The 23322-nt window shown below is 46.4% G+C and carries 34 protein-coding genes; 17 read left to right on the forward strand and 17 right to left on the reverse strand.

What is annotated here, in order from left to right:
• Positions 1-6 precede the first annotated feature (6 nt).
• The 8 genes from F0U83_RS05720 to F0U83_RS05755 all read left to right on the forward strand — a co-directional run bounded on the left by F0U83_RS05720 (position 7) and on the right by F0U83_RS05755 (position 7950).
• Positions 7-732, forward strand: a complete 726-nt coding sequence (locus tag F0U83_RS05720; protein ID WP_138988624.1) for a DUF599 domain-containing protein — start codon at positions 7-9, stop codon at positions 730-732.
• Positions 729-1211 carry a PaaI family thioesterase gene (locus F0U83_RS05725; protein ID WP_138988625.1) on the forward strand — a complete coding sequence of 161 codons (483 nt, stop codon included), beginning with the start codon at positions 729-731 and terminating at the stop codon, positions 1209-1211. Before F0U83_RS05720 ends, F0U83_RS05725 begins: the two co-directional genes overlap by 4 nt.
• Positions 1211-1663 (forward strand): PaaI family thioesterase, encoded by a 453-nt coding sequence (locus F0U83_RS05730; protein WP_211343702.1) that lies wholly within the window; start codon positions 1211-1213, stop codon positions 1661-1663. Before F0U83_RS05725 ends, F0U83_RS05730 begins: the two co-directional genes overlap by 1 nt.
• A gap of 90 nt (positions 1664-1753) precedes the next feature.
• Positions 1754-3673 (forward strand): molecular chaperone HtpG, encoded by a 1920-nt coding sequence (gene htpG, locus F0U83_RS05735; protein WP_138988627.1) that lies wholly within the window; start codon positions 1754-1756, stop codon positions 3671-3673.
• A 134-nt stretch (positions 3674-3807) separates the two neighbouring features.
• The gene (locus F0U83_RS05740; RefSeq protein ID WP_138988628.1) at positions 3808-4110 is read left to right on the forward strand and encodes a c-type cytochrome; all 303 of its coding nucleotides are present in this window, start codon (positions 3808-3810) and stop codon (positions 4108-4110) included.
• 74 nt (positions 4111-4184) lie between these two features.
• Complete coding sequence (locus F0U83_RS05745) at positions 4185-5513, forward strand: ATP-binding protein (RefSeq protein ID WP_138988629.1); 1329 nt, start codon at positions 4185-4187, stop codon at positions 5511-5513.
• Positions 5506-6501: an NADH-quinone oxidoreductase subunit B family protein gene (locus F0U83_RS05750; protein WP_138988630.1), complete on the forward strand. Its 996-nt coding sequence runs from the start codon at positions 5506-5508 to the stop codon at positions 6499-6501. Before F0U83_RS05745 ends, F0U83_RS05750 begins: the two co-directional genes overlap by 8 nt.
• Positions 6502-7950 (forward strand): nickel-dependent hydrogenase large subunit, encoded by a 1449-nt coding sequence (locus tag F0U83_RS05755; RefSeq protein ID WP_138988631.1) that lies wholly within the window; start codon positions 6502-6504, stop codon positions 7948-7950.
• A gap of 112 nt (positions 7951-8062) precedes the next feature.
• Here F0U83_RS05755 and F0U83_RS05760 read toward each other — a convergent pair whose 3' ends face one another.
• The 10 genes from F0U83_RS05760 to F0U83_RS05800 form a co-directional block, all read right to left on the reverse strand.
• Positions 8063-9214 carry a tyrosine-type recombinase/integrase gene (locus tag F0U83_RS05760; RefSeq protein ID WP_138988632.1) on the reverse strand — a complete coding sequence of 384 codons (1152 nt, stop codon included), beginning with the start codon at positions 9212-9214 and terminating at the stop codon, positions 8063-8065.
• Positions 9195-9467 (reverse strand): excisionase, encoded by a 273-nt coding sequence (locus F0U83_RS05765; RefSeq protein ID WP_138988633.1) that lies wholly within the window; start codon positions 9465-9467, stop codon positions 9195-9197. Before F0U83_RS05765 ends, F0U83_RS05760 begins: the two co-directional genes overlap by 20 nt.
• A gap of 27 nt (positions 9468-9494) precedes the next feature.
• Positions 9495-9815: a hypothetical protein gene (locus F0U83_RS05770; protein ID WP_138988634.1), complete on the reverse strand. Its 321-nt coding sequence runs from the start codon at positions 9813-9815 to the stop codon at positions 9495-9497.
• Positions 9812-10078 carry a hypothetical protein gene (locus tag F0U83_RS05775; RefSeq protein WP_246077859.1) on the reverse strand — a complete coding sequence of 89 codons (267 nt, stop codon included), beginning with the start codon at positions 10076-10078 and terminating at the stop codon, positions 9812-9814. Before F0U83_RS05775 ends, F0U83_RS05770 begins: the two co-directional genes overlap by 4 nt.
• Positions 10071-10262 (reverse strand): carbon storage regulator CsrA, encoded by a 192-nt coding sequence (gene csrA, locus F0U83_RS05780; RefSeq protein WP_138988635.1) that lies wholly within the window; start codon positions 10260-10262, stop codon positions 10071-10073. The genes F0U83_RS05775 and csrA overlap by 8 nt, the downstream gene beginning before the upstream one ends.
• 13 nt (positions 10263-10275) lie before the next feature.
• Positions 10276-10452, reverse strand: a complete 177-nt coding sequence (locus tag F0U83_RS16945) for a hypothetical protein (RefSeq protein ID WP_170221907.1) — start codon at positions 10450-10452, stop codon at positions 10276-10278.
• On the reverse strand, positions 10442-10951 hold the full coding sequence (locus F0U83_RS05785) for a helix-turn-helix transcriptional regulator (RefSeq protein ID WP_138988636.1): 510 nt from the start codon (positions 10949-10951) through the stop codon (positions 10442-10444). The genes F0U83_RS16945 and F0U83_RS05785 overlap by 11 nt, the downstream gene beginning before the upstream one ends.
• A gap of 266 nt (positions 10952-11217) precedes the next feature.
• On the reverse strand, positions 11218-12291 hold the full coding sequence (locus F0U83_RS05790; RefSeq protein ID WP_211343703.1) for a helix-turn-helix domain-containing protein: 1074 nt from the start codon (positions 12289-12291) through the stop codon (positions 11218-11220).
• Complete coding sequence (locus F0U83_RS05795) at positions 12288-12926, reverse strand: hypothetical protein (protein WP_138988637.1); 639 nt, start codon at positions 12924-12926, stop codon at positions 12288-12290. Before F0U83_RS05795 ends, F0U83_RS05790 begins: the two co-directional genes overlap by 4 nt.
• A 186-nt stretch (positions 12927-13112) precedes the next feature.
• Positions 13113-13799 (reverse strand): XRE family transcriptional regulator, encoded by a 687-nt coding sequence (locus F0U83_RS05800; RefSeq protein WP_138988638.1) that lies wholly within the window; start codon positions 13797-13799, stop codon positions 13113-13115.
• Positions 13800-13906: 107 nt separating this feature from the next.
• On the opposite strand from F0U83_RS05800, the gene F0U83_RS05805 reads away from it, so the two are divergent.
• The 9 genes from F0U83_RS05805 (at position 13907) to F0U83_RS05845 (ending at position 18473) form a co-directional block, all read left to right on the forward strand.
• Complete coding sequence (locus tag F0U83_RS05805) at positions 13907-14173, forward strand: YdaS family helix-turn-helix protein (RefSeq protein ID WP_138988639.1); 267 nt, start codon at positions 13907-13909, stop codon at positions 14171-14173.
• Positions 14174-14242: 69 nt separating this feature from the next.
• Positions 14243-14857, forward strand: a complete 615-nt coding sequence (locus F0U83_RS05810) for a hypothetical protein (RefSeq protein ID WP_138988640.1) — start codon at positions 14243-14245, stop codon at positions 14855-14857.
• A 233-nt stretch (positions 14858-15090) separates the two neighbouring features.
• Positions 15091-15756, forward strand: a complete 666-nt coding sequence (locus F0U83_RS05815) for a hypothetical protein (RefSeq protein ID WP_138988641.1) — start codon at positions 15091-15093, stop codon at positions 15754-15756.
• A gap of 16 nt (positions 15757-15772) precedes the next feature.
• The gene (locus tag F0U83_RS05820) at positions 15773-16717 is read left to right on the forward strand and encodes a helix-turn-helix domain-containing protein (RefSeq protein WP_138988642.1); all 945 of its coding nucleotides are present in this window, start codon (positions 15773-15775) and stop codon (positions 16715-16717) included.
• Complete coding sequence (locus F0U83_RS05825) at positions 16714-16938, forward strand: hypothetical protein (protein ID WP_138988643.1); 225 nt, start codon at positions 16714-16716, stop codon at positions 16936-16938. The genes F0U83_RS05820 and F0U83_RS05825 overlap by 4 nt, the downstream gene beginning before the upstream one ends.
• Positions 16935-17324 (forward strand): hypothetical protein, encoded by a 390-nt coding sequence (locus F0U83_RS05830; RefSeq protein WP_138988644.1) that lies wholly within the window; start codon positions 16935-16937, stop codon positions 17322-17324. The genes F0U83_RS05825 and F0U83_RS05830 overlap by 4 nt, the downstream gene beginning before the upstream one ends.
• Before the next feature lie 3 nt (positions 17325-17327).
• Positions 17328-17717, forward strand: a complete 390-nt coding sequence (locus tag F0U83_RS05835) for a VRR-NUC domain-containing protein (protein WP_138988645.1) — start codon at positions 17328-17330, stop codon at positions 17715-17717.
• Positions 17710-18018, forward strand: a complete 309-nt coding sequence (locus F0U83_RS05840; protein ID WP_138988646.1) for a hypothetical protein — start codon at positions 17710-17712, stop codon at positions 18016-18018. The genes F0U83_RS05835 and F0U83_RS05840 overlap by 8 nt, the downstream gene beginning before the upstream one ends.
• The gene (locus F0U83_RS05845) at positions 18018-18473 is read left to right on the forward strand and encodes a hypothetical protein (protein ID WP_138988647.1); all 456 of its coding nucleotides are present in this window, start codon (positions 18018-18020) and stop codon (positions 18471-18473) included. Before F0U83_RS05840 ends, F0U83_RS05845 begins: the two co-directional genes overlap by 1 nt.
• A gap of 20 nt (positions 18474-18493) precedes the next feature.
• On the opposite strand, the gene F0U83_RS05850 is transcribed toward F0U83_RS05845, so the two are convergent.
• The 7 genes from F0U83_RS05850 to F0U83_RS05880 all read right to left on the reverse strand — a co-directional run bounded on the left by F0U83_RS05850 (position 18494) and on the right by F0U83_RS05880 (position 23096).
• Entirely contained in the window at positions 18494-19066 is a 573-nt protein-coding gene (locus F0U83_RS05850; protein ID WP_138988648.1) for a hypothetical protein, read from the reverse strand.
• A gap of 197 nt (positions 19067-19263) precedes the next feature.
• The gene (locus tag F0U83_RS05855; RefSeq protein ID WP_211343704.1) at positions 19264-19623 is read right to left on the reverse strand and encodes a DUF2513 domain-containing protein; all 360 of its coding nucleotides are present in this window, start codon (positions 19621-19623) and stop codon (positions 19264-19266) included.
• A 151-nt stretch (positions 19624-19774) separates the two neighbouring features.
• Positions 19775-20002 (reverse strand): hypothetical protein, encoded by a 228-nt coding sequence (locus F0U83_RS05860; protein ID WP_138988650.1) that lies wholly within the window; start codon positions 20000-20002, stop codon positions 19775-19777.
• Positions 20003-20418: 416 nt separating this feature from the next.
• Positions 20419-21312, reverse strand: a complete 894-nt coding sequence (locus F0U83_RS05865; protein WP_170221909.1) for a hypothetical protein — start codon at positions 21310-21312, stop codon at positions 20419-20421.
• A gap of 77 nt (positions 21313-21389) precedes the next feature.
• On the reverse strand, positions 21390-21776 hold the full coding sequence (locus F0U83_RS05870) for a hypothetical protein (protein ID WP_138988651.1): 387 nt from the start codon (positions 21774-21776) through the stop codon (positions 21390-21392).
• A gap of 236 nt (positions 21777-22012) precedes the next feature.
• Positions 22013-22336, reverse strand: a complete 324-nt coding sequence (locus tag F0U83_RS05875) for a hypothetical protein (protein ID WP_138988652.1) — start codon at positions 22334-22336, stop codon at positions 22013-22015.
• Between the two features lie 37 nt (positions 22337-22373).
• Positions 22374-23096 carry a DUF2971 domain-containing protein gene (locus F0U83_RS05880; protein WP_138988653.1) on the reverse strand — a complete coding sequence of 241 codons (723 nt, stop codon included), beginning with the start codon at positions 23094-23096 and terminating at the stop codon, positions 22374-22376.
• Between the last annotated feature and the right edge of the window lie 226 nt (positions 23097-23322).

Raw genomic sequence — 23322 nt, forward strand, 5'->3', positions numbered from 1 at the left:
AATCAAATGGAAGACGTTTCCGCCTTTATTACCCAAAACTGGTTAAATCTGCTGGCACTGTCGTGGTTCATCTTATGCTTTAAAGGCTATATGTATTACGCCAAACGTAAAAGCTATACCACGCCTTGTTTAGCCAGTGTGCTGCATATGTATCGTTATGAGTGGATGCAGCGCATGATGGACCGGGAAAACCGTATATCTGATACATCGGCCATTGCTAATCTTGAGCGTAGTGTATCCTTTTTCGCATCGACCACAATGCTTATTTTAGCTGGTCTTATGACGGTATTAGGCTCTACCGAAAAAGCGATAGATGTCGTGGCTGATATTCCCTTTGTGGTGCATGCTACCCGTCAAGAGTGGGAGTTAAAAATCCTGTTGCTGATCGTTTTGTTTGTCTATGCCTTTTTTAAGTTTACATGGAGCTTGCGCCAGTATGGTTTTGTCTCTGTGATGGTAGGAGGTGCGCCGACGCCAGAAGAGGCAATATCTGATCAGGTAAAGCAGGCAAATGCGGCGCGTATCGCAAAAATGACCTCCATGGCGGCAAACAATTTTAACCTGGGGCTACGTACGTTTTACTTCAGTCAGGCGGTGCTGGGCTGGTTTATCAACCCTATCCTGTTTGTGGTGCTCACAGCGTTTATTGCTTTTATTCTTTATCGACGTGAATTTAGCTCCTCAACGCTGAAAACCTTAATGATGACGACCGATACAGAGATCAAATCATGAATGCCCATATTCTGGCGAAATGCCAACGCTTTATTGAGTCATTGGCGCACATGCGTAAATTGAAAATGCGCGTGATTCGCGCAGATGAAAAAAGCATTACTGTCGTATTACCGGTTCAGGAGCAACTCATTAACCATGCGTTTGATACCTACATGCATGGGGGGGTGCTCACGACGTTGGTCGATACCGCTTCTAGCTTGTCAACGATACCCGCACTCAAAGAGTATGAGCTATGCCCAACGTTAGACCTGCGGATTGACCATATGTCGACCCCAGTATTGAGCCAGCCGTTGTATGCTTATGCCGAGTGCTATCGTGTAACCCGTAATGTGTTGTTTACGCGTGCTACGGTGTATCAGGAAAACCCTGAAAAGCCGGTCGCTTACGCAATCTCTACATTCATGCGGCCAGGGGAGGGGAATACGGACCCCGCATTTAAGGCTGTAATCGATGGTGACAATGTAGAGGAGGTCAATTGATGGATACCCTACAATCCCTTGTATCTGAAGCGCACAAGACAGGTGATTATCAGCCTGTTATTGATTTGATCCCCTATGCACGTGTTATTGGCGTGAAATGTGAGCGCTTTGGCGAAGAGATGATTTTTCGCCTACCGCGTAACCCGGAGAATATCGGTAACCCAACCATTCCTGCGATTCACGGAGGTGTAATTGCCTCTTTTATGGAGCTGACCGCAGCGTTTGAGTTGACCCTTCAATTAGAGCAACCAGCACTGGCTAAGATTATCGATTTCTCTGTAGATTACATGCGTGCAGGGCTGGATCGAGATACCTTTGCCATGTGTAAAATCGAGCGGCAGGGTCGGCGAGTAGGCAACTGCTCGATTACAGCTTGGCAGGATAGAAAAAGCCACCCTATCGCGTCTGCCCGTGGGCATTTTCTGCTCGATACACTCTCTTCCTTTCGTTAATTTACATTTTACCCTTGAAAACGAAGGGCTAGCCCCCATCTCTTTGGAAACTGAAATAAACAATATCCAAAGAGATAGGGTGCTGTATCCATGACTACTGAAACGCAGAAAGAAACGCTTGGTTTTCAGACCGAAGTCAAACAACTACTGAATCTGATGATCCATTCTTTGTATTCTAACAAAGAGATCTTTTTGCGCGAGCTGATCTCCAATGCATCAGACGCCGCTGAAAAACTCCGCTTTGAAGCACTGTCTAATGGTGACTTGTATGAAGATGACGGTGATCTGAATATCCGCGTCAGCTTTAACGAAGAAGCGAAAACCGTCACGATTGAAGATAACGGCATTGGTATGAGCCGTAGTGACGTCATTGAACATTTGGGTACGATTGCCAAATCGGGCACCGCGAACTTCATGAGCCAACTCACGGGCGATCAGGCAAAAGATAGCCAGTTAATCGGCCAGTTTGGTGTAGGCTTTTACTCTGCATTTATTGTGGCAGATAAAGTCGATGTCTTTACCCGTCGTGCAGGTACGCCTGTTGCTGAAGGTGTACATTGGAGTTCAGCGGGCGAAGGTGAGTTCACGATTGCAACCGTTGATAAACCAAAGCGCGGCACACAGATTGTCTTACACCTGAAAGAGGGTGAAGAGGAGTTCGCAAACGGCCATCGTCTACGAGCTTTGGTACGTAAGTATTCTGATCATATTGCTATGCCTGTGATCATGCAGAAAGAAGCTGCATTGGGCGCAGAAGGTGAAGAGGAAGAGGCGAAAGATACTCAGCCAGAAGATGAAACCGTCAACTCAGCGACAGCGCTGTGGACGCGTAACAAGGCTGATATCAGCGATGATGAGTATGGTGAGTTTTATAAGCACATCTCGCATGACTTTGGCGCTCCACTAACATGGGGGCATAACCGAGTTGAGGGTAATCTGGAATACACAAGCTTATTGTATGTGCCTGAAAATGCGCCGTATGACTTGTGGAATCGAGATGCGCCTAAAGGCCTTAAACTGTATATCCAGCGTGTCTTTGTGATGGACCAAGCGGATCAGTTCCTGCCTTTGTACCTGCGTTTCATTAAAGGTGTGGTGGATTCCAACAACCTGTCATTGAATGTATCCCGTGAGATTCTGCAAAAAGATCCAAACGTTGATAAGCTGAAGTCCGCGTTGACGAAGCGTGTTTTGGATATGTTGACCAAACTGGGCAAAAACGAGCCAGAAAAATATGCGACTTTCTGGAAAGCGTTTGGTAGCGTGATCAAAGAAGGCCCGGCTGAAGATTACAGCAATCGCGACAAGATTCTTAAACTACTTCGCTTTGCGTCCACCCATACTGACAGTGCTGAACCGACGGTTTCTCTGGAAGATTATGTTGGCCGTATGAAAGAAGGTCAGGAAAAGATCTATTACGTGACAGCTGAGAACTACAATACAGCGAAAAATAGCCCACACCTTGAGATCTTCCGTAAGAAAGGGATCGAAGTCATCTTAATGACGGAGCGCATTGATGAGTGGATGATGAGCCACCTGTTCGACTTCGACGGTAAATCTTTCCAGGATGTCACTAAAGGTGAGTTAGAGCTGGGTAGTGTCGAAACCGAAGAAGAGAAAAAAGCACAAGAAGAATCAGCTAAAGAAGCAGAAGGCTTGGTAGAACGTCTTAAAGAGCGCCTGAAAGACCAAGTGTCTGATGTGCGTGTGACCCATCGTTTGACGGACTCACCCGCGTGCTTAGTGCTGAACGCTTACGATATGGGTGCGCAGATGCGCCAGATCATGGAGGCTGCGGGTCAGGCGGTCCCTGATAGCAAGCCGGTATTTGAGATCAACCCAGAACATCCGTTGATTCAAAAACTGGATCACGAACCCGATGAAGATCGTTTTGGTGAACTGGCGCTGATCATTTTGGATCAGGCAAACTTGTCGGCTGGTGGCCACCTTGATGACCCATCTGCCTACGTGTCACGCTTGAATAAGCTGCTGCTTGAGCTAAGTCAGTAAATGCATCATTAAACTTAGAAAGCGGGCAAAAGCCCGCTTTTTTTGTGGCTATTTACCTGCAGTTTCTGTGTTTTGGTCTACCTTTGAATATATTCAGATTTTCATTATATGTTGACTAAAAAGAGAGATTGCACATGAAGAATGCACTTTTAGCTTTGGGGCTGGCACTGGTTGTATCGACACCGGCCGCGATAGCAGGTGAAGGCGAAGATATCGTCGCAAAGCATTGTAAGGCGTGTCACCAAGCAGGGTTAGCAGGAGCACCAAAACTGGGCGATAAAGCAGCATGGGCACCCCGTGTAGCAACCGGGGTTGATGCTATGACGGCAGTGGTCAAATCAGGTAAAGGGGCTATGCCTCCAAAGGGCACCTGTGGCACTTGCTCTGATGAACAATTAAAAGCAGCGGTTGAAGCGATTACGGCGGATGTGCGTTAAGTAACTACGCTTCTTTTGCGTCTTTTTCGGGTTCGCTGTAGTCTTAGACAAGTTCAACCCACGGATTTGTTTAGATGGCGCAGCGTATTCCTGAATCTCCTGAAGTCACCGCTCATACGGAAGAGGCATGGGTCAGCGTTATCCAAAAAATGGATGAAGCATACGCTGATCTTGTCCACTACCAAGTAGAGATAGAGGACAAAAACGCCGAGCTGAATGAGGCCAAAAGCTTTTTTGATAGCGTACAAGGCTCCATGAGTGACCTGCTGATGGTCTGTGACCATCAAGGTGTGGTGCAGCAAGTTAATCGGTCTTTAGAGTTACTGGTTGGGCAAAGCCAATCAGCGTTAGTTGGGGTGCATTTTTCGACGTTGGTCTCGGTGTGTTACCAACAGAAAGTACAAAGTTTTAGCGAGCAATTACGGCTCCAACCTATCCGCGATTGTGAAATAGCTCTAACCAGCCCACAGGGCGATATCCCGCTTTCGATGAACTGCTCCCCCCGCAAGGATAGTCGTGGGCGTTTAATTGGTATGGTGATGGTAGGCCGTCCATTAGGGGAGCTGCAAAAAGCTTATAAAGCCCTAAATAGCGCACATGCCGAATTAAAATTGGCACAGGAGCGCTTAATTCAAGCCGAAAAAATGGCCTCTCTAGGGCGCTTAGTCGCCGGTGTAGCCCATGAGCTGAACAACCCAATCAGCTTTGTGTATGGGAACATGCACGCACTCAAGCGTTATACGGCAAAGTTACTTGTCTATTTTGACGAAATACAATCGGGCGCATCTCGTGAGTCACTCAAAGAGTTACGGGAAACCTTACGCTTAGATAAAGCGATCAAAGATCTTAACTCACTGGTTGATGGCACCATGGAAGGGGCTGATCGTGTACGAGATATCGTCAACGACTTGAAGCAGTTCTCTTCGACGCAGGCGAGTGCAAAAACAGAGTTTGATCTAGTGCATGTCGTCAGATCAGCACTGCAATGGATTATCAAAGAGAGCAAGCACACCATTCGTGTTGAGGATAACCTGCCTGACTACCTACAAGCGTGGGGGCACTCTGGGCAAATCCATCAAGTGGTGGTTAACCTGCTGCAAAATGCGGCTGATGCGCTTAAAACAACGCCAACCCCCTCAATTAAGCTATCGGCTGGCACCGCTGATAATCAGGTTTGGATGACCGTGGAGGATAACGGCCCTGGTATTCCCGCTGAAGATTTATCTCGCTTATTTGATCCATTCTTTACCACAAAGCCCGTGGGTGAAGGTACAGGTCTTGGGCTCTCAATCAGCTACGGTATCGCTATTGAACATGGCGGAACATTGAAAATAGAGAACCAACCACATGGCGGCGCAATAGCCGAGATGGTTTTACCACTTAAGGAGTGCAGCGATGTTTAATCTATTGTGGCTGCAATCTGGTGGTTGTGGTGGGTGCTCTATGTCACTACTGAACGCAGAGTCTCCAGACTTAGTGAGTACCCTAAAAAACGCAGGGATTAATTTACTCTGGCATCCCTCTCTGAGCGAAGCGTGTGGCTCGCAGATGTTGGCGATACTCGATCAGATTTTAACGGATCAGCTCCCCTTAGATATCTTGTGTATCGAAGGCTCGTTGCTGAGAGGCCCCATGGGAACAGGGCGTTTTCATCTGTTAGGTGGCACAGGAAAGCCGATGATGGATTGGGTAAAACAGCTTTCGAGCAAAGCTCGTTACACCTTGGCGGTTGGCTCCTGTGCCGCTTATGGTGGAATTACGGCGGCTGCACCCAATGTAACGGAAGCCACAGGTCTACAATATGAAGGGGAGATGATCGGTGGGCTACTCGGGGATGATTACCATAGCTTAGCGCAGTTGCCTGTCGTTAATATCGCGGGCTGCCCGGTTCACCCCAATTGGGTGATCGACACTCTAGTAGAACTGGCGATGGGGGAGTTTGACCATACCAGCGTTGACGACTTTGGGCGCCCCCGAAGCTACGCTGACCAATTAGTTCATCACGGCTGCAACCGTAATGAATATTATGAATATAAAGCCAGTGCTGAAAACCCCGGTGATCGAGGCTGTTTGATGGAACATATGGGGTGCTTAGGTACGCAAGCGCATGGGGACTGTAATACGCGACCATGGAACGGTGAAGGCTCCTGTACCAAAGGCGGTTATGCATGTATCAACTGCACTGCCCCAGAGTTTGAAGAACCCCGCCATAGCTTTTTAGAAACACCTAAAATCGCCGGTATTCCAGTTGGCCTGCCAACGGATATGCCTAAAGCTTGGTTTGTGGCGTTGGCGTCACTATCGAAAGCCGCAACACCGGATCGGTTACGTAAAAACGCCGTATCCCAAAACCTGATCTATCCCCCAAGCGTTCATAAGAGAAAAAAGTAGATGAGTCGTATAGTCGTTGGCCCGTTTAACCGTGTGGAAGGGGATCTTGAGGTTTCGTTAGAGATTACAGAAGGCCGCGTGCAACAAGCTAAAGTCAATTCACCGCTCTACCGAGGGTTTGAACAGATTCTGCAAGGCCGGCCACCTATGGATGCCTTGGTGTATACCCCGCGTATCTGTGGTATCTGCTCGGTAAGCCAATCGGTTGCTTCAGCGCGTGCGCTTGCTGATGCCATGCAATTGAGCCCGAATCAAAACGGACAATTAGCGCAAAACATCGTGCTTGCCAATGAAAATCTGGCGGACCTACTAACACACTTCTACCTGTTTTTTATGCCGGATTTTGCGCGTGATGAATACGCTAAGGCGGTATGGTTTCCCGAAGTGGCTGAGCGCTTTAAAGCGCAAAAGGGTAGTGCAACAAAGCAGGTGCTACCGGCACGTGCTGCTTTTTTACACGTCATGGGATTAATGGCGGGTAAATGGCCGCACTCCTTGAGCATTCAGCCGGGAGGCTCTGCCAAACCTGTCGACCGCCATGAACGGCTTAAGCTCTTGATGATTATCAGTAGCTTTCGGCAATTTCTAGAAGAGGTGGTCTTTGATGCTGATCTAGAGTCTGTTGCTGAGATTAGCTCCATAGAGGCACTTAATCAGTATCGGGATGCCAACCATTGGAGCAAGGGCGACTTCAGGGCGTTTCTGCATATAAGCGAACAACAGCACTTAGACCAGCTAGGGCGCGCAACCGATCGTTTTATGAGTTTTGGTAATTACCCACTGCATGGAAAAACACACTTTCGGCGCGGGGTGAGTGGTTTGAGTGGCGAGGTTGAATCGCTTAATTTATCTAAGATATCAGAAGATCTATCTCATAGTTGGATGGCCGGAGAGCGTGCGCACCCTGCGCATGGTATTACACTGCCATCACTCGACAACACGGCCGGTTATAGCTGGTGTAAAGCTCCAAGGCTTGACGGCGAAGTAGTAGAAACCGGTGCATTGGCGCGCCAGCAGGTAGATGGGCATCCACTCATTAGAGCCTTAGTCGCCCAAAGCGGAGGCAACGTACAAAACCGTATGATTGCCCGGCTGTTAGAGTTAGCGCTGGTTGTGCCTCAAATGCAGCAATGGCTTACGGCTATAAAAGTAAACGAGCCATTCTGTGAACAGGCAAAACTCCCTGAGTCGTGCCAAGGAGTAGGCTTGGTTGAAGCCGCGAGGGGCAGCCTAGGGCATTGGATCAGCATACACAAAGGTAAGATAGAGAATTATCAGGTGATTGCTCCCACAACCTGGAATTTTTCCTCCAGAGACCAGCAAGGACAACCCGGCGCATTAGAGCAAGCGCTGGAAAATACGCCTGTGCTAACATCCGAAAAAGAACCGGTGAATGTCCAACACATTGTCAGATCATTTGATCCCTGTATGGTCTGTACGGTGCATTAGATATAATTAATTGATAATTAAAGGTTATTTCTCTTTCCCCAAAATCCCCCCAAAATTCCCCCAAAACCCCCCTTGTTTTTTTCATGCGAATTTAACGCAACATAATCCAGTTCTAACCTTTAACTATGATCCAATCATGACCTCGGGTATCGGCATATATATCCGTGGTGCTTTGATGTTTGTGGCCTAATAAATTCTGTGTGTTGATGCCTTGTTTCTTATACTCGCGTTCTGACCATGATCTTATTTCATGAAATGAAGGGGGGAGGTAATCCTCCCATTGTGGTTTCACCGCTCGAATAGCTTTGGAAAAGCCGTTGCTGAGAGATTTAATGCGTACCTGGCTGCCTTTCTCTGCTTGGCCAACTTTTTTCGTGTGGTGGAACAGCCAAGGACTGACCACGTTATCTCGACAAAGCGCCACGACTTCACCAACACTGATACCCAATACATCGAGTTTTAGAGTTAGCGGGATCATTACCTTTGTTCCTGTCTTACTTTGCACGAAGGAGAGAAACTTTTCACCTTCAAGGACTCTCACATTCTTAAAAGCGGCATTACCTATATCATCCAGCCTTTGTGCGGTAGTTGCTGCCAAAAGGTACGAATGCCATAGGTAAGGCGCTTGATTTTTCTTTGACCATTCTAGCGCACTTATAAAAAGCTCTGTTGTTAGGCGAGCGCGTTTGATTTTAATACGAGGGGTTCTAGTCACTCGGGCTGGATTTGGTTTATCTGCAGGGAAGTACCCAGCTGCAATAGCTTCGTCAAAAAACTCTATTATCACGGTTCTTACACGCTGCCCCATCGTAGGCTTATTAGCCTTTATGTAGGTATTTATAATTTTACTAATCTCCATCGTTGTCAGTTGGGATAATTTCAAGTGCCCGTGACTCTCTAAAACCGATGAAAATGCCCAGCGCTTTTGATCAAACGTACTTCGTTTAATCTCATTATGTGCTAAGCGCTCAGTGAGTATTTTTAAATACGTTTCATACCATGCGTTTACGGTTACACTTTGACAAACGTCCCGTTCTATAATTGCTTTAGTTTCTCGCTCGATGATTATTTGAGCGATTACAGCATTTAGTTGGCGAGCTTGTGCTTCTGCTTTTTGCAAATCTGGCCCCAGCCCCCACCACTCCTTGATTGCATTTGGCCGAATGTCTCTGTACTGACAGGAAAGTTTACCAGTGCGTTTATCTCTCTTTACGTAGAGGTTCGGAACATTGGTAAACTTCTGCTTACGCGGCGCGGCTGCCATTCAGGATCTCCAATACTTTAGGGTCAAGGTATGTGGTTTGCTCGTCATTCATCATTTTTTGTGCTTGCCGCAGCTGATTGGCTGTTGAATGGTCGAGAGGCCTTAGCTTAGCCACCTCTTTTACTAACCATTCCCTCCCGTGTTTTTCTGCCGGCGGTTCAAATCGCCCTTCTTTAGCCCACTTGCGGAGAGTGTTCATATGATGGGGTTTTGAATAGTTCGCTTTGTCCCATTCTTCTAGTGTGATAAACATATCATCCTCTCTTTTGTAGTATCTGCTTCAGTCACGGGAAGTTCCTTTCCTAATAGAGCTGGCCTTATCTTGATCAGGGCGCATCTGGGTTAAAACTGCATCACACATGGGCACCTCCGTTCTGGCGGTATGGCTAAGACGCTCGACAATAGCTGAGGCTAGGTCGATATTTTGGCGCTCTGCACGGATAAATAGATTAATGATCTGATGAGCAAGTTGATCCCTAGCATCAGATGAATTGAGCTCTATACCTTGATTGATTGCGCTACAGTACCGGCCAAAGATTCTTAGCTCGTTTCGCAGGTTGGTTTGAACATGCCGTGCCTGGATTGCATCGATATAACTCATCGCTTTGTCTCCCTGAGACGTGCCACATTGAGCAAAACGTCAATTTGTGACATGTCACGCTGTATTTCGTTATCCGCGTTATGGATCAGGACAGTTAAGGCTTCGGCTGGCTGCTCAAAGCCGCCGGCTTCTACTATGCGAGCAAGGGCTTCACGCGTGCCTTGGTACATATCCATAGAAAACCGAGAAGCACCTACAGCCTCAAGATGCGATGCCTCCCTTCGGCGCTGGTCGGCCTTACGCTGTGCCGCAGTCTTAGCCATTGGCCACATCCTTCATGGCCTTTTCTTTCTGTATCTCCAGATAGATCTCTTCGCGGTGGATATTCACATCGTTAGGGGCGTTAAACCCCAATCGAACCTGATTGCCCTTAACCGATGTCACGGTAACGGTGATGTCGTCGCCGACCATGATGGTTTCGCCGACTTTACGTGTGAGTAATAACATGGTGATTCCTTCCTTAGTGGATGTAGGTATTGTCTGGGTCACGCATGAAGCGCAACACAGCGGGTAAAAATGGTTTGCCGGAGGCTTTCTGTTGTAGGCCGTAGTAGATGCCCACCAGCACGAATGCTGTACAAAACAGTGCCGTAGCCGCGAAAAAGAAGCCGATCAGCACAAAGAATTCAGGCAGCATGATCATTGCCTCCAAAATCAGCTATGGTGCAGAACTCGTAAACAGCCTCGCCCAATAGCTCAGCCGCGTGGTCAAGCTGAGCGTTTCGGGTGCTGGTGGATGCACGGCTACGGTGTGAGCTACGCGAGCGGTAACGACGGGCTAACTCGGTGTGTTGATCTGCTTCGGGGTCTGCCTGCATAGCAGGGAAGGTCAGCCAACTACATACCAACATGATCAAAATGATCCTGACACGATGAATAGCCCCGAGCTCAAACAGCTTATTGATAGCGACCACCACATCGCTGGTGGCGGTTTTGAAATAGATGGATTCCCACGCTTGAGCAATATTGGACTTGCTGCAGTTCATCTCTTCCGCCGCTTCTTTCTGGCTGAGGCCGTTTAGTCGGCAAACCAGAGCGCGTGATTCGGTAGGCGTAATTTTACGACCACTGGGGAGAATAACGGGGGTACATTCCCAGTCACCTAAACCGTATCCGTGTTGAGTGCGTGTAATCATGTCAACCACCTTAAAACACTATATGTGTTTAAGAATATAGCTCTAGTTGGTTGCTTGTCAACACTAAAAGTGTTTTAGATTGATGGGGTAACCCAGTTAAGTGAAAAGTAATAAATAATTCAGAGAGTAAGAGCGTATTGTTTGCCTGTATGGAGGGGCAAAATAAGGGGTACTTGAATTGCCAGCTCCCGAGAACGGGAAGCTGGTTTAGAAGGTGAGGGTGGTAATTGGTTGCGAAGTTATAGTTGTTTGGTGGTCTGGCGCACCTAAGCCAAAGATAGCTTAGGTTTTCCTTTTCCTGATACAACTTCTCCGCCAATAAGGCCAAACAACAATGTATCTATTTCGTGCTCTGGAAGTGACAAAGCTTTGGAGATACATGATCTAGGTTGTCCGTTTGTCCAGAGCGCTTTAAAAACCTTATCCCAGAGCACTGACTTTTCTCTTTCAAGCCCCTCTGGCTCTGTTTGGCCGTACAGTTTCCTCAAATCAATACAGAAGGTCTTGTACTGCCAATCACTAATAAATCCAACTTTATGTAAGCGATAGGCTAGAGCTGCAGTAGATACACCCCATCTTTTCTTGGCTTTAATTAACTGGTTCAAAGACGTTACTTTCTGGATGGTGCCTATCAAATCAGCCTGCGGTACTAGAAAGTAAGAAGCGAATTCATTAGCCTCATTTTCTGCCTGCCTGCCTTGTGGAACTCCATTTGAGTGCATTACCAAGTGGCCTAACTCATGCAGCGCATCGAACCTACTGCGCTCCGCCGTCTTGTACGTATTCAGAAAAATATAGGGGACGTGATCTTCCCAGCAGGAGTACGCATCGACATTTCTTGTGTTTTCGGACAAAGAAAACACCCTAATACCTTTTGACTCCAGAAGTTTAATAATATTGCCTAACGGCATTTCGCCCAAGCCCCAAAAGTCGCGTAGTAAAGATGCGGCAATTGCCGGGCTTGTTTGGTCTGAAAGATCCGGGAGGTCTACTTTGGGCAAGCTGAACCTCTCCGATACCCAGTCGTTTATTTCGAAGGCAAAAGCGCTAGCAGCCGTTGCTGCATTTCTTTCTTTCGCGGACATTTTGCTTAAGCTCCGAAAGCTAACCTCCTCTTTTAAAGGCACACGGGGCTTATCCCGATAGAAAAAATCAACCGGGAACTTTAAAGCCTTAGCAAGGGAATTTACAGTTGATTCTTCTAAGTTTTCTGCCTTACCTTTTTCAATACGAGAAATGTGAACTGCTGAAATACCAGTCGCCTCAGCCAGTGCTTTGGCTGTAATGCTTCTCCGTTGTCTAGCAACAATCAAGCGATCGGGGTTAAATTCAATCATCATTCTATTTTATAAATTTCAAAATCGTCAGCTTCATACCTTTCTCGTGAATTTTTAGTATCGATCGGTTCAAAATCGCCGTTGTAATCAGTAATAAAAATTCGTTCGCTAAAGGCACTAAACTGCCCATTATCATCTATTGATGTAGGTCTGGACAACTCGACTTTTACGTTTTCGATGTCAGAAGACACGCACAAATACCAAACTGACTTGTTTTCATGCAATGTTTTTTGAGGCTTGGTTTCTGGAAACAATTCGAAATTATTGTTCGACTCAACTAGCTCTTTTGATCCAGTTTTTTTTCCTGATATAGCCTTCGGTGAATTGCTACTGCATGCTTGGGTGACGTTTTGGAAAACTACGATAAGTCCTTTGTCATGGTTTTCAACTGCCTCAATGCCTTTGTAAGAGGCGGCTACCCAGCCAGTTTGGTTGCTTATGAATAACTCTCTTTTTCCTCTTACTCCTTCATGGTATGCGAAAGTGCCTGCCGCATTGGCTGCATGTAAAGGAGTAGCTTGGGATCTAGCAGTTGCAACGTTATGTGCAAGTTGCAGTAACTGTGGGGCTGTTACACCGAAAAAGGCTAGCTTATCGGTTACATCTGTTTCTTCTTTGAAAATCACTTCTGATAACAATGGCCAATCCTCATGTTAATTTTTTGTCCCTACATGTTGGTGGAAAAAATTAACATGGTCAAGCGTTAGAATACAAAAGGGAGGCAAATATTAGATATTAGGAGTCTGTCGCTTTGGCAGGGTTGAAACAGATGTGGCTTCGAGATGGAAAGGCTCTTAAGTCTACCTAATTGTAATCCCTAAAATTCAGAGTAAATTACGCTCTACAATAGTTACAACCTGGCCAATGATTCTGAGTTGATCAATATTATGAGATGACAAGACCTCATCCCTATAGATATTCTTATCTGGGTTATCGCTAGTAATAAGCCATGATCCATCTAAGCGCTTATTGAACCTCTTGACCCGCAAATCACCATCAAATTCAAAAGCATAGATCTTTCCGCTAGTTGGAATAGATGCACTTGAATTAATTAGAATTACGTCCTTATCTTGTAGCGTACTTTCCATCGAATCACCGCTGACAGTAGCGATTGTTGCGGCGTTATGGGGGATATGGAAGCGGTCGAGAGTTTCCTTAAGTACCGGCTTGTAAGTGATAACTACGTCATTATCCGTATAAGCGCCGGTCCCTGCTGCTAGGTGGGATTCATAGACTGGCACAGATACGAACTGGCCGCTATCAACCGTTACGATATTATCAGCGCTAAGCTCTGTAGAGGTTGAGAGGTGGTTAGGCCCATTGCCAAAAAGCAGCCATTGAGAAGTCACGCCGAGAAAGGCGGCGATATCTTCAATTTTTCGGGGCTGCTTTGTTTCACCCGACTCAATTTTTGCAATTGCATTTTGAGCCACGCCAATGCCATCAGCAACTTCTTGCTGAGATAGGCCCCTTCTCTTCCGGGCTGTTTTAAATCGGTCTTTAAGCATCATAGTTTTATTATCACAACTAAACGTTTTGAAATCAAAGCGCTTAAAGTGTTTAAAATAAACACATCAAGTGTTATATTTTGCCTTAAATTATACTTTTAGGTGTTGATATGACAGAGCTAGAGGCATTAGAAGTCGCTATTTCCATTGCTGGTGGGCCAACCGCCTTAAGCCGCAAAGTCACAGAGTTGGCGACTAAAGAAGGCACTTTACCCCCTGGGCGCGGAATTAAACAGCAACATATCACCAACTGGCGACACCGAGAAAAGCGCTGCTCTGCCAAGTATGCGCGCTTTGTTGCTATGGCTGTAAATAACAAGGTAACAGCTCACCAGCTACGTCCTGACCTGTATCCACCTGATGCGTTGTCTGCATAACCCATTATCCATACCCACCGGCTTTTTTTTATCGGTTGGGTTCCATGTGAATTTGTACAGGTACGCAAGATGTCAGTTCTAGACGGACTAAAACCGCGAGGTGCAAAGGCTCAGGCTCTGGTGGCCGAGCTTAAAGAGAAACCGTTAGCTTTGAAAACCGAGTTCGCGCTGGGAGTGGTGCTAAAGACACCGCTATTTGCTACCGAGTGCAGTTATCCGCTTGGTGCTGTTGATGACAGTGGTCAGCCGCTGGATTGTATAGAGCCGACCGATTGCTTCAAGCGGGTCGTTATGGCTGCTAAAGAAAACAATATAAACGCCATTATGGCAGAGCATGCGCGGTTGATCGGGGTAAAACGTAAGAACGAGCGAAAAGCTAAGGGTTTGGAGCGTATTGCTTTTGAGCCGTCTAACAATAAGCAAGCGGATCGACAGGCGAGAGCGCGCACTTTTGACGACAAACTAAAAGCGGCACTCGGCGTTGCCGTTTATGGCGCAGAGGGCGTGGGGCATTCGGTCCTATTTGATCTGATGTGGCCTGCTGAAACGTTCTTAATTCACGATGTTAGATATGAGGCATATCGTTTTCTGATAGATACCCTTGATCAAGCGCTTCGTACAGCGCGTCCTCATGATCTTGCCCCGATTTTGCAAGCCTCAGTTGCTCGTATGGAGGCGCTTTAATTTGCTTAACCTCAATCACGTAATGCCAATTTCCGTTCTCAAGCTGTATGACATCGTCAGCCTGAGCTTTGTTATCGGAATGGTATTGCTTTGGGGTCATATCGCCTTCCAGTCCGGTATAGGAGAGGCGGTAAGAATAGGTTTTTTCGGTCATGCGTAGCTCCGTTACTTGCAAGGGGTCAGAGGCTTAATAGTAGCGGAGCGACGCAACTTAATAAATTGAGGTTTAACCCATGGCTAACGATTTAACTAATGACGTAATCAGGGCGCTAAAGGCCCGAGGTAATCAGGGGGCATCTATTCCCGGACTGGTGAATATGCTGGAACAGCAGGGGGTTGAGACCAATGTCCCTATGATCAGTGCAACGGTGGTTAAGCTGCAGAAAAAGGGGCAGCTGTTCTACGACGCTAACCAGTATTTCTGGGCTGAAAGCGTGCTGATGCCTCCGGCTGTGAGTGAGTCGTCCTTGGATGTAGAGGCCGAGCAAGCCGCAGATCCTTTTAATACTCCCCTTAATCCTGATGATTTCGAGATAGAGGTGGCAATCGCTGAGGCTGACTTTGCTCAACAGCGTACGCCTCCGCTATTAGGGCTGTCTGTAGCGCCGGAGTTGGGGCGTCTGATGGATGATATTCAGCAGTCTACTTGCTCGGTTGCCGCACAACACTTGGTGCAGATGATCACCGACTTGCCCGGATTCGCACCTAACCTGGTACGCGTAGCGTTTTACCGCCAAGGATCGAATCTTGAGGTGTTGCCCACATTCCAATTAGAGGAGTTGCGCTCAGCCGTTCTGAATGACGATGTTCGTTTGCTGGCTGAGATTCATCAAACACATTGTGAATCGCTGGGTGTGATGCCGTGTTATGCAACAAAGCTGGCTGAGGCTGGTGGGTGAAAGAGGGGGCCAAAGAATGAGCATGTTATTAATGGTCGAAGCACTTAAGGCTAAGGTGGGAAACCACGGTCGTAAGTTGGTTTTGATCAAGCTAGCTGATAACGCTAACGATGAAGGTAAATGCTGGCCGTCTTATCAGAACATTGCTGATCATTGTGAGATGGGGCGCAGTACCGTTAAGGCGCATATTAAAGCGCTGGCCGCTGGTGGTTTTATTCAAGTAGAAGAGCGGAACGACGGTAAGAGCAGCAACCTGTATCGGCTAACGATCGCTAAGGGTGATATTAATCTAACCCGGTCAAAATCTGACCCGGTCAAACATGAACCCGGTCAGGATTCAGCGGCTACATCATCACCGTCTAACGAGTTGACCCGGTCAGAATCTGACCCAGTCAAAAATAAACCCGGTCAGGATTCAACCGCTACCCGGTCAAAATCTGACCCCCTGACCCGGTCAGAATCTGACCCCAGAACCAGTCACTCTTTTGAACCAGTCAATGAACCTGTTGATGCTGAGTGCCATCCTGAACCACCAGTAGGCGAAATCAATCCGCCACCCGCACAGCAGCATCCGGTTTTTGATGATGTCTCCTGTTCCACTGATCACCGCTTTGAGATGTTCATGGGCTGGCAACCGTCCAGATCGTTTGGCGAGAGGTTGAGATTCAATCGAGTTGATCTTTCGGCGTTGGACCTCGAAACGCAGGAGGAGGTGATCACCGAGTTTGTGAGCTACTGGGCGGCACGCAACGACTGCTACTCGCAGCAGCAGTGGGAGCACAAGCTGGTGCAGCAGGTGAAGCATTTCTTGGCCAGCCCAGCAAAATCCAATCAGCGTGCCATGGTTTCGGCAGCGGTTATGGATGTGGGGAATACCGATTGGATTGATCCACCCAGCAAGCAAACAACACGCGCCAAGGTGTCGGCATCCATCATGAACGTAGGAGATATGGACTGGTGAGCACGATTAAAAACCCAGAAAACATGCTAGGGATCGCGGTAACCAGCGTCCACGATGCAGCGGCAGCACATAACTATGTGCGCCATCTGGTGAACAGGAACTGCAAGGCAGGGCCAATGTATATCTACCTGAGCCGCGAGCAGATCGAGGGGGCAAGACTATGGTTTGCGGGGCAGGGGGTTAGTGGCAAGCAGGAGCAAGAGAAGGAGCGCAACGTATGATAGTCACAGCAGGGCGTAAGCATGATCGAGCTGGTATTCTCGATGCGCTATTGCAGAGCAAGGGTGAAGTTACCAATGTAGAGATCGCCAAGCGCTTTGGATGTACCCCGATGACAGTGAGCGATGTGAAACACCAATATGCGCATTTATTCCCATCGAGTGCGTTTCGTCGTACCCGTACCGCTATGGATGAGGCCCCTTTGGTGCCGGTGGCGCTGGATGCTCCCGAAGGAACAACACACCACGCGGTATACGGATTTTACAAAGCCCAAGGCCAACGAGTTTACCGCTGGACAGGTACAGAGTGGGTGCTCTCAACCCTGAGTATTAGTGAGCTAAAACGTGCTGATTACCAACTTAACGCAGCTAACAAGCCGAAGGGGTGAAGGATGAGGGATAGAGAGGGAAGTGAGCAAGCGGCGTTCTTCAACTGGTTGCGGGTAAGGCATCCGGCCGTATTCGATATGGCGTATCACGTACCCAATGGTGGAAGTCGCAAAGGCGGGCAAAAAGAAGGGGCTAGGCTCAAGGCGCAAGGGGTTAAAGCGGGTGTACCGGATATCTGCATAGCAATACCACGGGGCGGCTACTTTGGCCTGTATATCGAGTTTAAAGCGACACCACCCCACAATGCCGTTGTATCTGTCACGCAAAAAGCATGGCTAGAAAAGCTCGCAAGCCAAGGATACAAATCAGTACTGTGCAAAGGTTTTGATGCGCTTAAAGCCGAAGTGGAAGCGTACCTATCATTACCAGTAACCAGGGCGCTACGTGAGTAAACCCAGCCGTATAAAGCTGCCGCCATTGGCCGAGTGTGACAACCCCTTATGTAACGATGGCTTGATACAGGGGACATTTCACACAGATGTCTGTTTTAAGTGTGAGGGTGCAGGCGTGATAGCAAAAGACTCAGGCGAGGCAATCCATAGAGACGTACTGATTGCCGCCATGAAGCAATGTATTAAACAACAGCGTAACCAGATACGCGAACTCAAACGACAGCTGGTGGCTCAAGATGAAGCAGTCGATCGCTATCGCGGTATGAGCTCGCGGCTCGGTGGCAAACACAGGATGGACTAATGGACAGCAGAGTATTAGAAGTCGTTGAACGTTATATCTCCGTCATCCTAAAGGAAAACGCGCGCCAATACGCAGGCTGGCGAGCAGAACACCTGATGGGGCGTATCATCGAGTTTAAAGGCGATCTACCAGCCCACGGAGGTGGTGGGGAGAGTAACGCCAACATGCTCTACCAGATCCTATTCATGCCGGACATGCCGCAAGGCATTAAGACGCAGCGCGCCTGCAAAATGATGGATGTACTAAAAAAACGTGACAGCAAAGCCGCTAACGCCCTGATCGCCACGGTTTACCTACGAAAGCGCCCAGACCCCAAAACAGGCCGCAGCCACTACACGCAAAGCCGCATAGCCGCCGAGCTAGGCATCAGCCGCAGCGCCTACCTCAAAAAGCTCGAAGCGGGGGAGGAGTTTGTACGGGATATGGTCGAGATAGCGTGGTTGAGCGCTAGTTAGGTAATTATTTGAGCGTTTTGTTAAGTGCTCCACCAGTAATAGGCGCGCTCGAAAATATTACAATGTTCATTTATTTTCCACTCATAGAACACTGGTTCGTTAAAGCTCATTTTCCATTTTGGAGGCAACTTTAATTCTTTGCTTAGCAGATGATGCAAGTGTTTTGACTGAGCGCATACGTTGTTATCCACCAATGATTTCGGGCAAACTTGAAGATTACCGCAAGTGCTTAGATCTGAAATATATATTTCGATCTCACGACGTATCTTCAACATGCCCTCAAGAGTATATAGCTTGGAATATTCATCATCGTTCAGACGATTTCGATTCTCATAGTGCTCATAAAGAGCTCCTATCTTTAAACTAATATCTGATGAGAAACGTTTTTCGAATTCTAGGTAACGTTCATTACTTTTTATTTGATCCTGCTTTGTCAGAGTATCAAGCTGATTTAAGGCAATGACAACACCTGCAACTACAGCGAGAGTTTGCACCCAAGTGGCCAAATGCTGATTCTCAGGATCCCTGAAAAAAAGAAACAGTTTTGTTAAAGCCACAAAAATTTGCTGAACATACTTCAGATTGTCGAACATCTAAGTTTCCGTACTGACATAACAGTTTTTACTGCGCAAGCGCACACAGCCTTTCTTTAACTTGGGACAAGGGACTCGATTCTATCTTGGATCGGATGTCCATAAAAAAAGCACCGGATTGGGTTAGACATAGTGCTTATCAGCGATCATAGTCTGGTGGGGCTGCCCATCGGCCTTTATAGATGTTGGTTTAGGTTTCACTGGCCAGCTTCCAGACCAGGAATACGGCTCCGTATCTCGGCCTTCAAATACTCCTTTAAGATGCTGAACGTCCATGACGCGGTTGGATTAATAACGTGTTCCTTCGCTTTGTTCCAAAGTGTTTCATCGACAATGGAATCCGCAAAGTCGTGGCCTTGCCAAGTGAGCCGGAAAATCACTGCCGACTGGGCAACGCGCTTACCTTCACCCTGTAACGCAGCCTGAATCAAACCTGCTTCATCAAGCAGCTGCGCATGCATTGCGAACTCCGCTTCGGTTACACCTTCAATCGATTTACCGTTCAACGGGCCTTCTGCATCTCGAACGGCCAATATTATCTTTCTGACTTTATCCATGTCTCGTTTCATTTTCTATGCTCAACAGTTTTTCATGCGCATGCGCAGTATCGCTTAAGATGATGAGCTTTATTTTGGCTTTGTTGAAGCTCATTACCAATTACAGATTTCACTCAATGGCTTTATCGTATTATCTAAGCCTGATGAAATGTTACACAGCTAAGAAAGCAACAGTATTATGCCATGGCTCACCATTTTGATCGTGCTCAGTTTCTTGGCCTATATGTAGAAGGGTATATCCATGCACTTGAATGTAGTGATTAACACCTTCTTCCACATCTGCATCAATGTAAAAATCACATTCTTCACATGAACAGCTAATATCAGAGCTAATTTGAACAACACTCTCAGTATCATTGATGTCAAATTCATCACTCATACTTACTCTCCTCAGATTGAGTTATTACGGGCTCAAAGGTAACAATATAATAATTCTCATGCGCGATATCATTCCTTACTTAGAAGTAGAGAAATGCCATAACACGCTAATTTTAAAAGCTTTTCGGAAGAGGCATTCAGGAGGCATCCCTGTAATCACATACGCACGAAGTCTGTAACACTCGCGCCATCTTCCTTGAGCTTTAGCTATGTTTTGATTCTAGACCGGTTTGGGTCATTGTCCAGCATAAAAGCACCTGAAAGGGTTAGACATAGTGTGCAGGTGCCGCCTAGTTAGGGTTTTGCCAGTTCTGCATCTGACAACGTACCCGTAACTACTTCATTGCTGGTGGCTGAGGCTTTTGGTAAGCGCTAAAACGAATTTATGTGTAAAGTTCAAGGCTTGGAGTGTTCTGATCATTCTTTAACTGCGAACTTTTCCGTATTGAATCCATTTAATGCGTGATTAATTATGTAAGTTACCCAATCGCCGGCTTTTCTTCCATTCTTGTCGAAGGAAATATACCCGTTTGATCGGTAGCGAAAATCCGTTTTCCAACCCGTTTTTCCCTTTTTTTTCTCCAAATAGCGTACTGCGAAATGGCTTCTTGGGTCATCTAAAAGGTTGGCATTACTGGAAAATCGAATCAGCTCTACGATATTCAGATGATAGGATTCAGGAAACGAAATATCCATAATGTGTTGAGTAATGGGTTTACCGTCGCTTAGCTTCCGTACTAGCTCGTGATCAAGTAAGTATTCTTTGCCTTTTTCTAGTTTTTCGCTAACGCCGGTATCTCCTGTGGCCTTCCAATAAGAAAGAAGTGCAAATACGGACTTGGCAACTCCAATGTAACAAGGCGTATGCTTAAAACAACCGCCAAATCTGTCAAAATTTAATTTTGAGGTTGATACTGATAAGCCGCGTTCCATTGGTTGATATGTAGTTATCCACTCTACACCATTCAAAACATGTTCTGCTCTGGATTGGCCTAGTCTGCACATCGCACTGATCAGCATTGCGTTGTAGCAGGGGAGAAAGTATTTCTCGTCACCACTAAGCGAGAAACCAAAAGGAGTGGTAAGTCTTTCGAAGACCTGATCAATTAGTCTGTCGGTATATTCAAGATGTTGGGCAAAAGGTATCTCACTCAATGCGATGAGTCGCCAAACGCAGAAAAGCGGGTCGTCGCTCCAATCTCGTGTGAGTTCTTTTACAAGCTCGGACTGTGCAAGCAGCTGCAGCGCTTCATCTTGAGAAATAGAGAGACCATTGTCTAAGCTGATTTTAAGCTCTAGGGCTTTATCCATTGAGATGTTCTTCTAACGGTTTCTTCATGAGTAAGCTCTAGTACCTTCCCCCGCTTAGCTGTTTGAAGGATAACGTATTATTCGTTATGACTTTCACGGAGAGGGCTGGAATTAATGATATAGCTTGAAATAGCGTAGTAACTTTCAAGGGCGGAGTAAAAACCGCAAGCATAATCTCTTGATTCCTTATTGACCTCTTTCAGCGTCTTTTGCAGTAAATGGTTCGTTCCTTGATTGAGAAAAGTAGTAGTAGAGTAATGCATGCCATCATGGAAACCTTTTTCGTAGTCACTTTGATTAGTTATGTACTCATTGTATACAGGGACAAACTTTCCGTTTTTTTGAAATATTTTCTTTGCAGCAAGCAAAATATCAGCAGTAGTATCATGCTGCTTGTGGTCTTTTGCATAGATGGAGTTTGATATTAGGAATAATGATATCAATAGAGCTGAGAATATTCGCATAGGGTTATGTTAGCCGTTTTATAAATGCGTTTGCGCGATACTATTTCTAGCGCGCCATCTTCCTTGAGCTTTAGCTATGTTTTGATTCTAGACCGGTTTGGGTCATTGTCCAGCATAAAAGCAGCTGAAAGGGTTAGGCATAGAGCTAATAGGTGGCATAGCGTTCACGTTTTCAGGTCGAAGGGTGCCCCCCAGCTATTGTAGGGCTTAAGGCTATAGGTCCCTCGGCTACTCGACTAATGTGCCGATTTTAACTTAGGCATAGGGATAGTTTTCCCCGCACTATCAACCAAAGATGCAACAAAGTAAGGATCTTCACCGCATTCCCTTGTTTGATTCTGTCTATCATATCTAATCTCTAATAAAGAGCAGTATGCTTTGCAGCGCTTCCTATAAAAACACGAAGTAATTTCCTCGTCAGACAAACCGTATTTGGCCACCAATGCCTGCAGAAGCTCATCCAACTTCTTGCTCGTAAGGTGGCCTTGCGGAATCATCAATTCAGAAAATTGGTTAAGCCCACTCATCCCGCGAATATACCAATACCTATCTTTCATCATTGAGGTTCCCTTAATCAGTATTAACGCTGAATACCTGTTAAAAGCCAACCCAGTTTCTGTTACGGCCAACATAATTGTTTTGAATGATTTCTGTTTCACTACACTTAGGACAATAATCTGGATTCAACTGCTGGTTTGCCATGCGTGTTATCGTGGCTCCTGTAATGATTTCTGGCTTCTCAACTAGGCCGTTGTCATTCATTTTGAAAACACCCAGCTTAGGCTTGCAAAGCCTCAGAATATGCGAAAGCATGTCGACTTTATTTTTGTCAGCCCGTGGTCCAAATGTAATTGACTTTATATCTACAGGTAAGAAGCTTTCGTTTTGAATCAAGCAGCGATACTCAGCTTCATATTTCCAGTGCTTGTCTTTGTATTGTAATATTTGAAGAGCCTTTTCGGGGAGCAGGTCTTTTTCGGTAATCGATGGTTTCTTAAGATACGAAACCTTGTGAAATATCTGCTTATCCATTAGCTCAAAGCATACAACACAGCCTCTACCACCATCTGCATAATGTGACCACATTAAAGGATTTGTTGAGCTCTTTGTGAAGCAAACCAATCGAGTCTCTTTAATAAGACTTTCCCACTCTGCTTCTCTTTCTTTCGAAATGGTACCGTCAATCTTTATGACGCCTTCCATTGGGTCATTAAGCTCGTGATAGGGGGCAGCATACATCCTCTCTTTCAATAAGAGATCCAGCAAGAATTCAAAATTATCCAAAGATTTATACTTGTAGAATCTTGGCTTTTTCTTCATTGCGTGACCATGCTTAAGTTTTTAACATTTTTATTCATTTGAATGCGCTATACCATTCCTTACATAAAAGTCAGAAAAGGCCATAACACACTAATTTTAAGAGCTTTTCGGAAGAGGGGAATCAGAAGGGGTCCCTGTTATCACAAACGCACGATATCGATATGACGCGCGCCATCTTCCTTGAGTTTTGACTATGCTTTGATTCTAGACCGGTTTGGGTCATTGT

Origin of the sequence: Neptunomonas concharum, from assembly GCF_008630635.1 — a bacterium.
GTDB classification, from domain to species: Bacteria; Pseudomonadota; Gammaproteobacteria; order Pseudomonadales; family Balneatricaceae; genus Neptunomonas; species Neptunomonas concharum.

Coding starts and splice junctions, on each gene's coding strand:
- F0U83_RS05805 (WP_138988639.1), top strand. CDS start 13,907: ATGACAGAGCTAGAGGCATTAGAAGTCGCTATTTCCATTGCTGGTGGG.
- htpG (WP_138988627.1), top strand. CDS start 1,754: ATGACTACTGAAACGCAGAAAGAAACGCTTGGTTTTCAGACCGAAGTC.
- F0U83_RS05810 (WP_138988640.1), top strand. CDS start 14,243: ATGTCAGTTCTAGACGGACTAAAACCGCGAGGTGCAAAGGCTCAGGCT.
- F0U83_RS05760 (WP_138988632.1), bottom strand. CDS start 9,214: ATGGCAGCCGCGCCGCGTAAGCAGAAGTTTACCAATGTTCCGAACCTC.
- F0U83_RS05765 (WP_138988633.1), bottom strand. CDS start 9,467: ATGTTTATCACACTAGAAGAATGGGACAAAGCGAACTATTCAAAACCC.
- F0U83_RS05775 (WP_246077859.1), bottom strand. CDS start 10,078: ATGGCTAAGACTGCGGCACAGCGTAAGGCCGACCAGCGCCGAAGGGAG.
- F0U83_RS05830 (WP_138988644.1), top strand. CDS start 16,935: ATGATAGTCACAGCAGGGCGTAAGCATGATCGAGCTGGTATTCTCGAT.
- F0U83_RS05725 (WP_138988625.1), top strand. CDS start 729: ATGAATGCCCATATTCTGGCGAAATGCCAACGCTTTATTGAGTCATTG.
- F0U83_RS05790 (WP_211343703.1), bottom strand. CDS start 12,291: ATGATGATTGAATTTAACCCCGATCGCTTGATTGTTGCTAGACAACGG.
- F0U83_RS05875 (WP_138988652.1), bottom strand. CDS start 22,336: ATGATGAAAGATAGGTATTGGTATATTCGCGGGATGAGTGGGCTTAAC.
- F0U83_RS05755 (WP_138988631.1), top strand. CDS start 6,502: ATGAGTCGTATAGTCGTTGGCCCGTTTAACCGTGTGGAAGGGGATCTT.
- F0U83_RS05720 (WP_138988624.1), top strand. CDS start 7: ATGGAAGACGTTTCCGCCTTTATTACCCAAAACTGGTTAAATCTGCTG.
- F0U83_RS05845 (WP_138988647.1), top strand. CDS start 18,018: ATGGACAGCAGAGTATTAGAAGTCGTTGAACGTTATATCTCCGTCATC.
- F0U83_RS05860 (WP_138988650.1), bottom strand. CDS start 20,002: ATGAGTGATGAATTTGACATCAATGATACTGAGAGTGTTGTTCAAATT.
- F0U83_RS05880 (WP_138988653.1), bottom strand. CDS start 23,096: ATGAAGAAAAAGCCAAGATTCTACAAGTATAAATCTTTGGATAATTTT.
- F0U83_RS05730 (WP_211343702.1), top strand. CDS start 1,211: ATGGATACCCTACAATCCCTTGTATCTGAAGCGCACAAGACAGGTGAT.
- F0U83_RS05820 (WP_138988642.1), top strand. CDS start 15,773: ATGAGCATGTTATTAATGGTCGAAGCACTTAAGGCTAAGGTGGGAAAC.
- F0U83_RS05865 (WP_170221909.1), bottom strand. CDS start 21,312: ATGGATAAAGCCCTAGAGCTTAAAATCAGCTTAGACAATGGTCTCTCT.
- F0U83_RS05800 (WP_138988638.1), bottom strand. CDS start 13,799: ATGATGCTTAAAGACCGATTTAAAACAGCCCGGAAGAGAAGGGGCCTA.
- F0U83_RS05770 (WP_138988634.1), bottom strand. CDS start 9,815: ATGAGTTATATCGATGCAATCCAGGCACGGCATGTTCAAACCAACCTG.
- F0U83_RS05785 (WP_138988636.1), bottom strand. CDS start 10,951: ATGATTACACGCACTCAACACGGATACGGTTTAGGTGACTGGGAATGT.
- F0U83_RS05815 (WP_138988641.1), top strand. CDS start 15,091: ATGGCTAACGATTTAACTAATGACGTAATCAGGGCGCTAAAGGCCCGA.
- F0U83_RS05745 (WP_138988629.1), top strand. CDS start 4,185: ATGGCGCAGCGTATTCCTGAATCTCCTGAAGTCACCGCTCATACGGAA.
- csrA (WP_138988635.1), bottom strand. CDS start 10,262: ATGTTATTACTCACACGTAAAGTCGGCGAAACCATCATGGTCGGCGAC.
- F0U83_RS05850 (WP_138988648.1), bottom strand. CDS start 19,066: ATGTTCGACAATCTGAAGTATGTTCAGCAAATTTTTGTGGCTTTAACA.
- F0U83_RS05855 (WP_211343704.1), bottom strand. CDS start 19,623: ATGGATAAAGTCAGAAAGATAATATTGGCCGTTCGAGATGCAGAAGGC.
- F0U83_RS05870 (WP_138988651.1), bottom strand. CDS start 21,776: ATGCGAATATTCTCAGCTCTATTGATATCATTATTCCTAATATCAAAC.
- F0U83_RS05740 (WP_138988628.1), top strand. CDS start 3,808: ATGAAGAATGCACTTTTAGCTTTGGGGCTGGCACTGGTTGTATCGACA.
- F0U83_RS05835 (WP_138988645.1), top strand. CDS start 17,328: ATGAGGGATAGAGAGGGAAGTGAGCAAGCGGCGTTCTTCAACTGGTTG.
- F0U83_RS05750 (WP_138988630.1), top strand. CDS start 5,506: ATGTTTAATCTATTGTGGCTGCAATCTGGTGGTTGTGGTGGGTGCTCT.
- F0U83_RS16945 (WP_170221907.1), bottom strand. CDS start 10,452: ATGCTGCCTGAATTCTTTGTGCTGATCGGCTTCTTTTTCGCGGCTACG.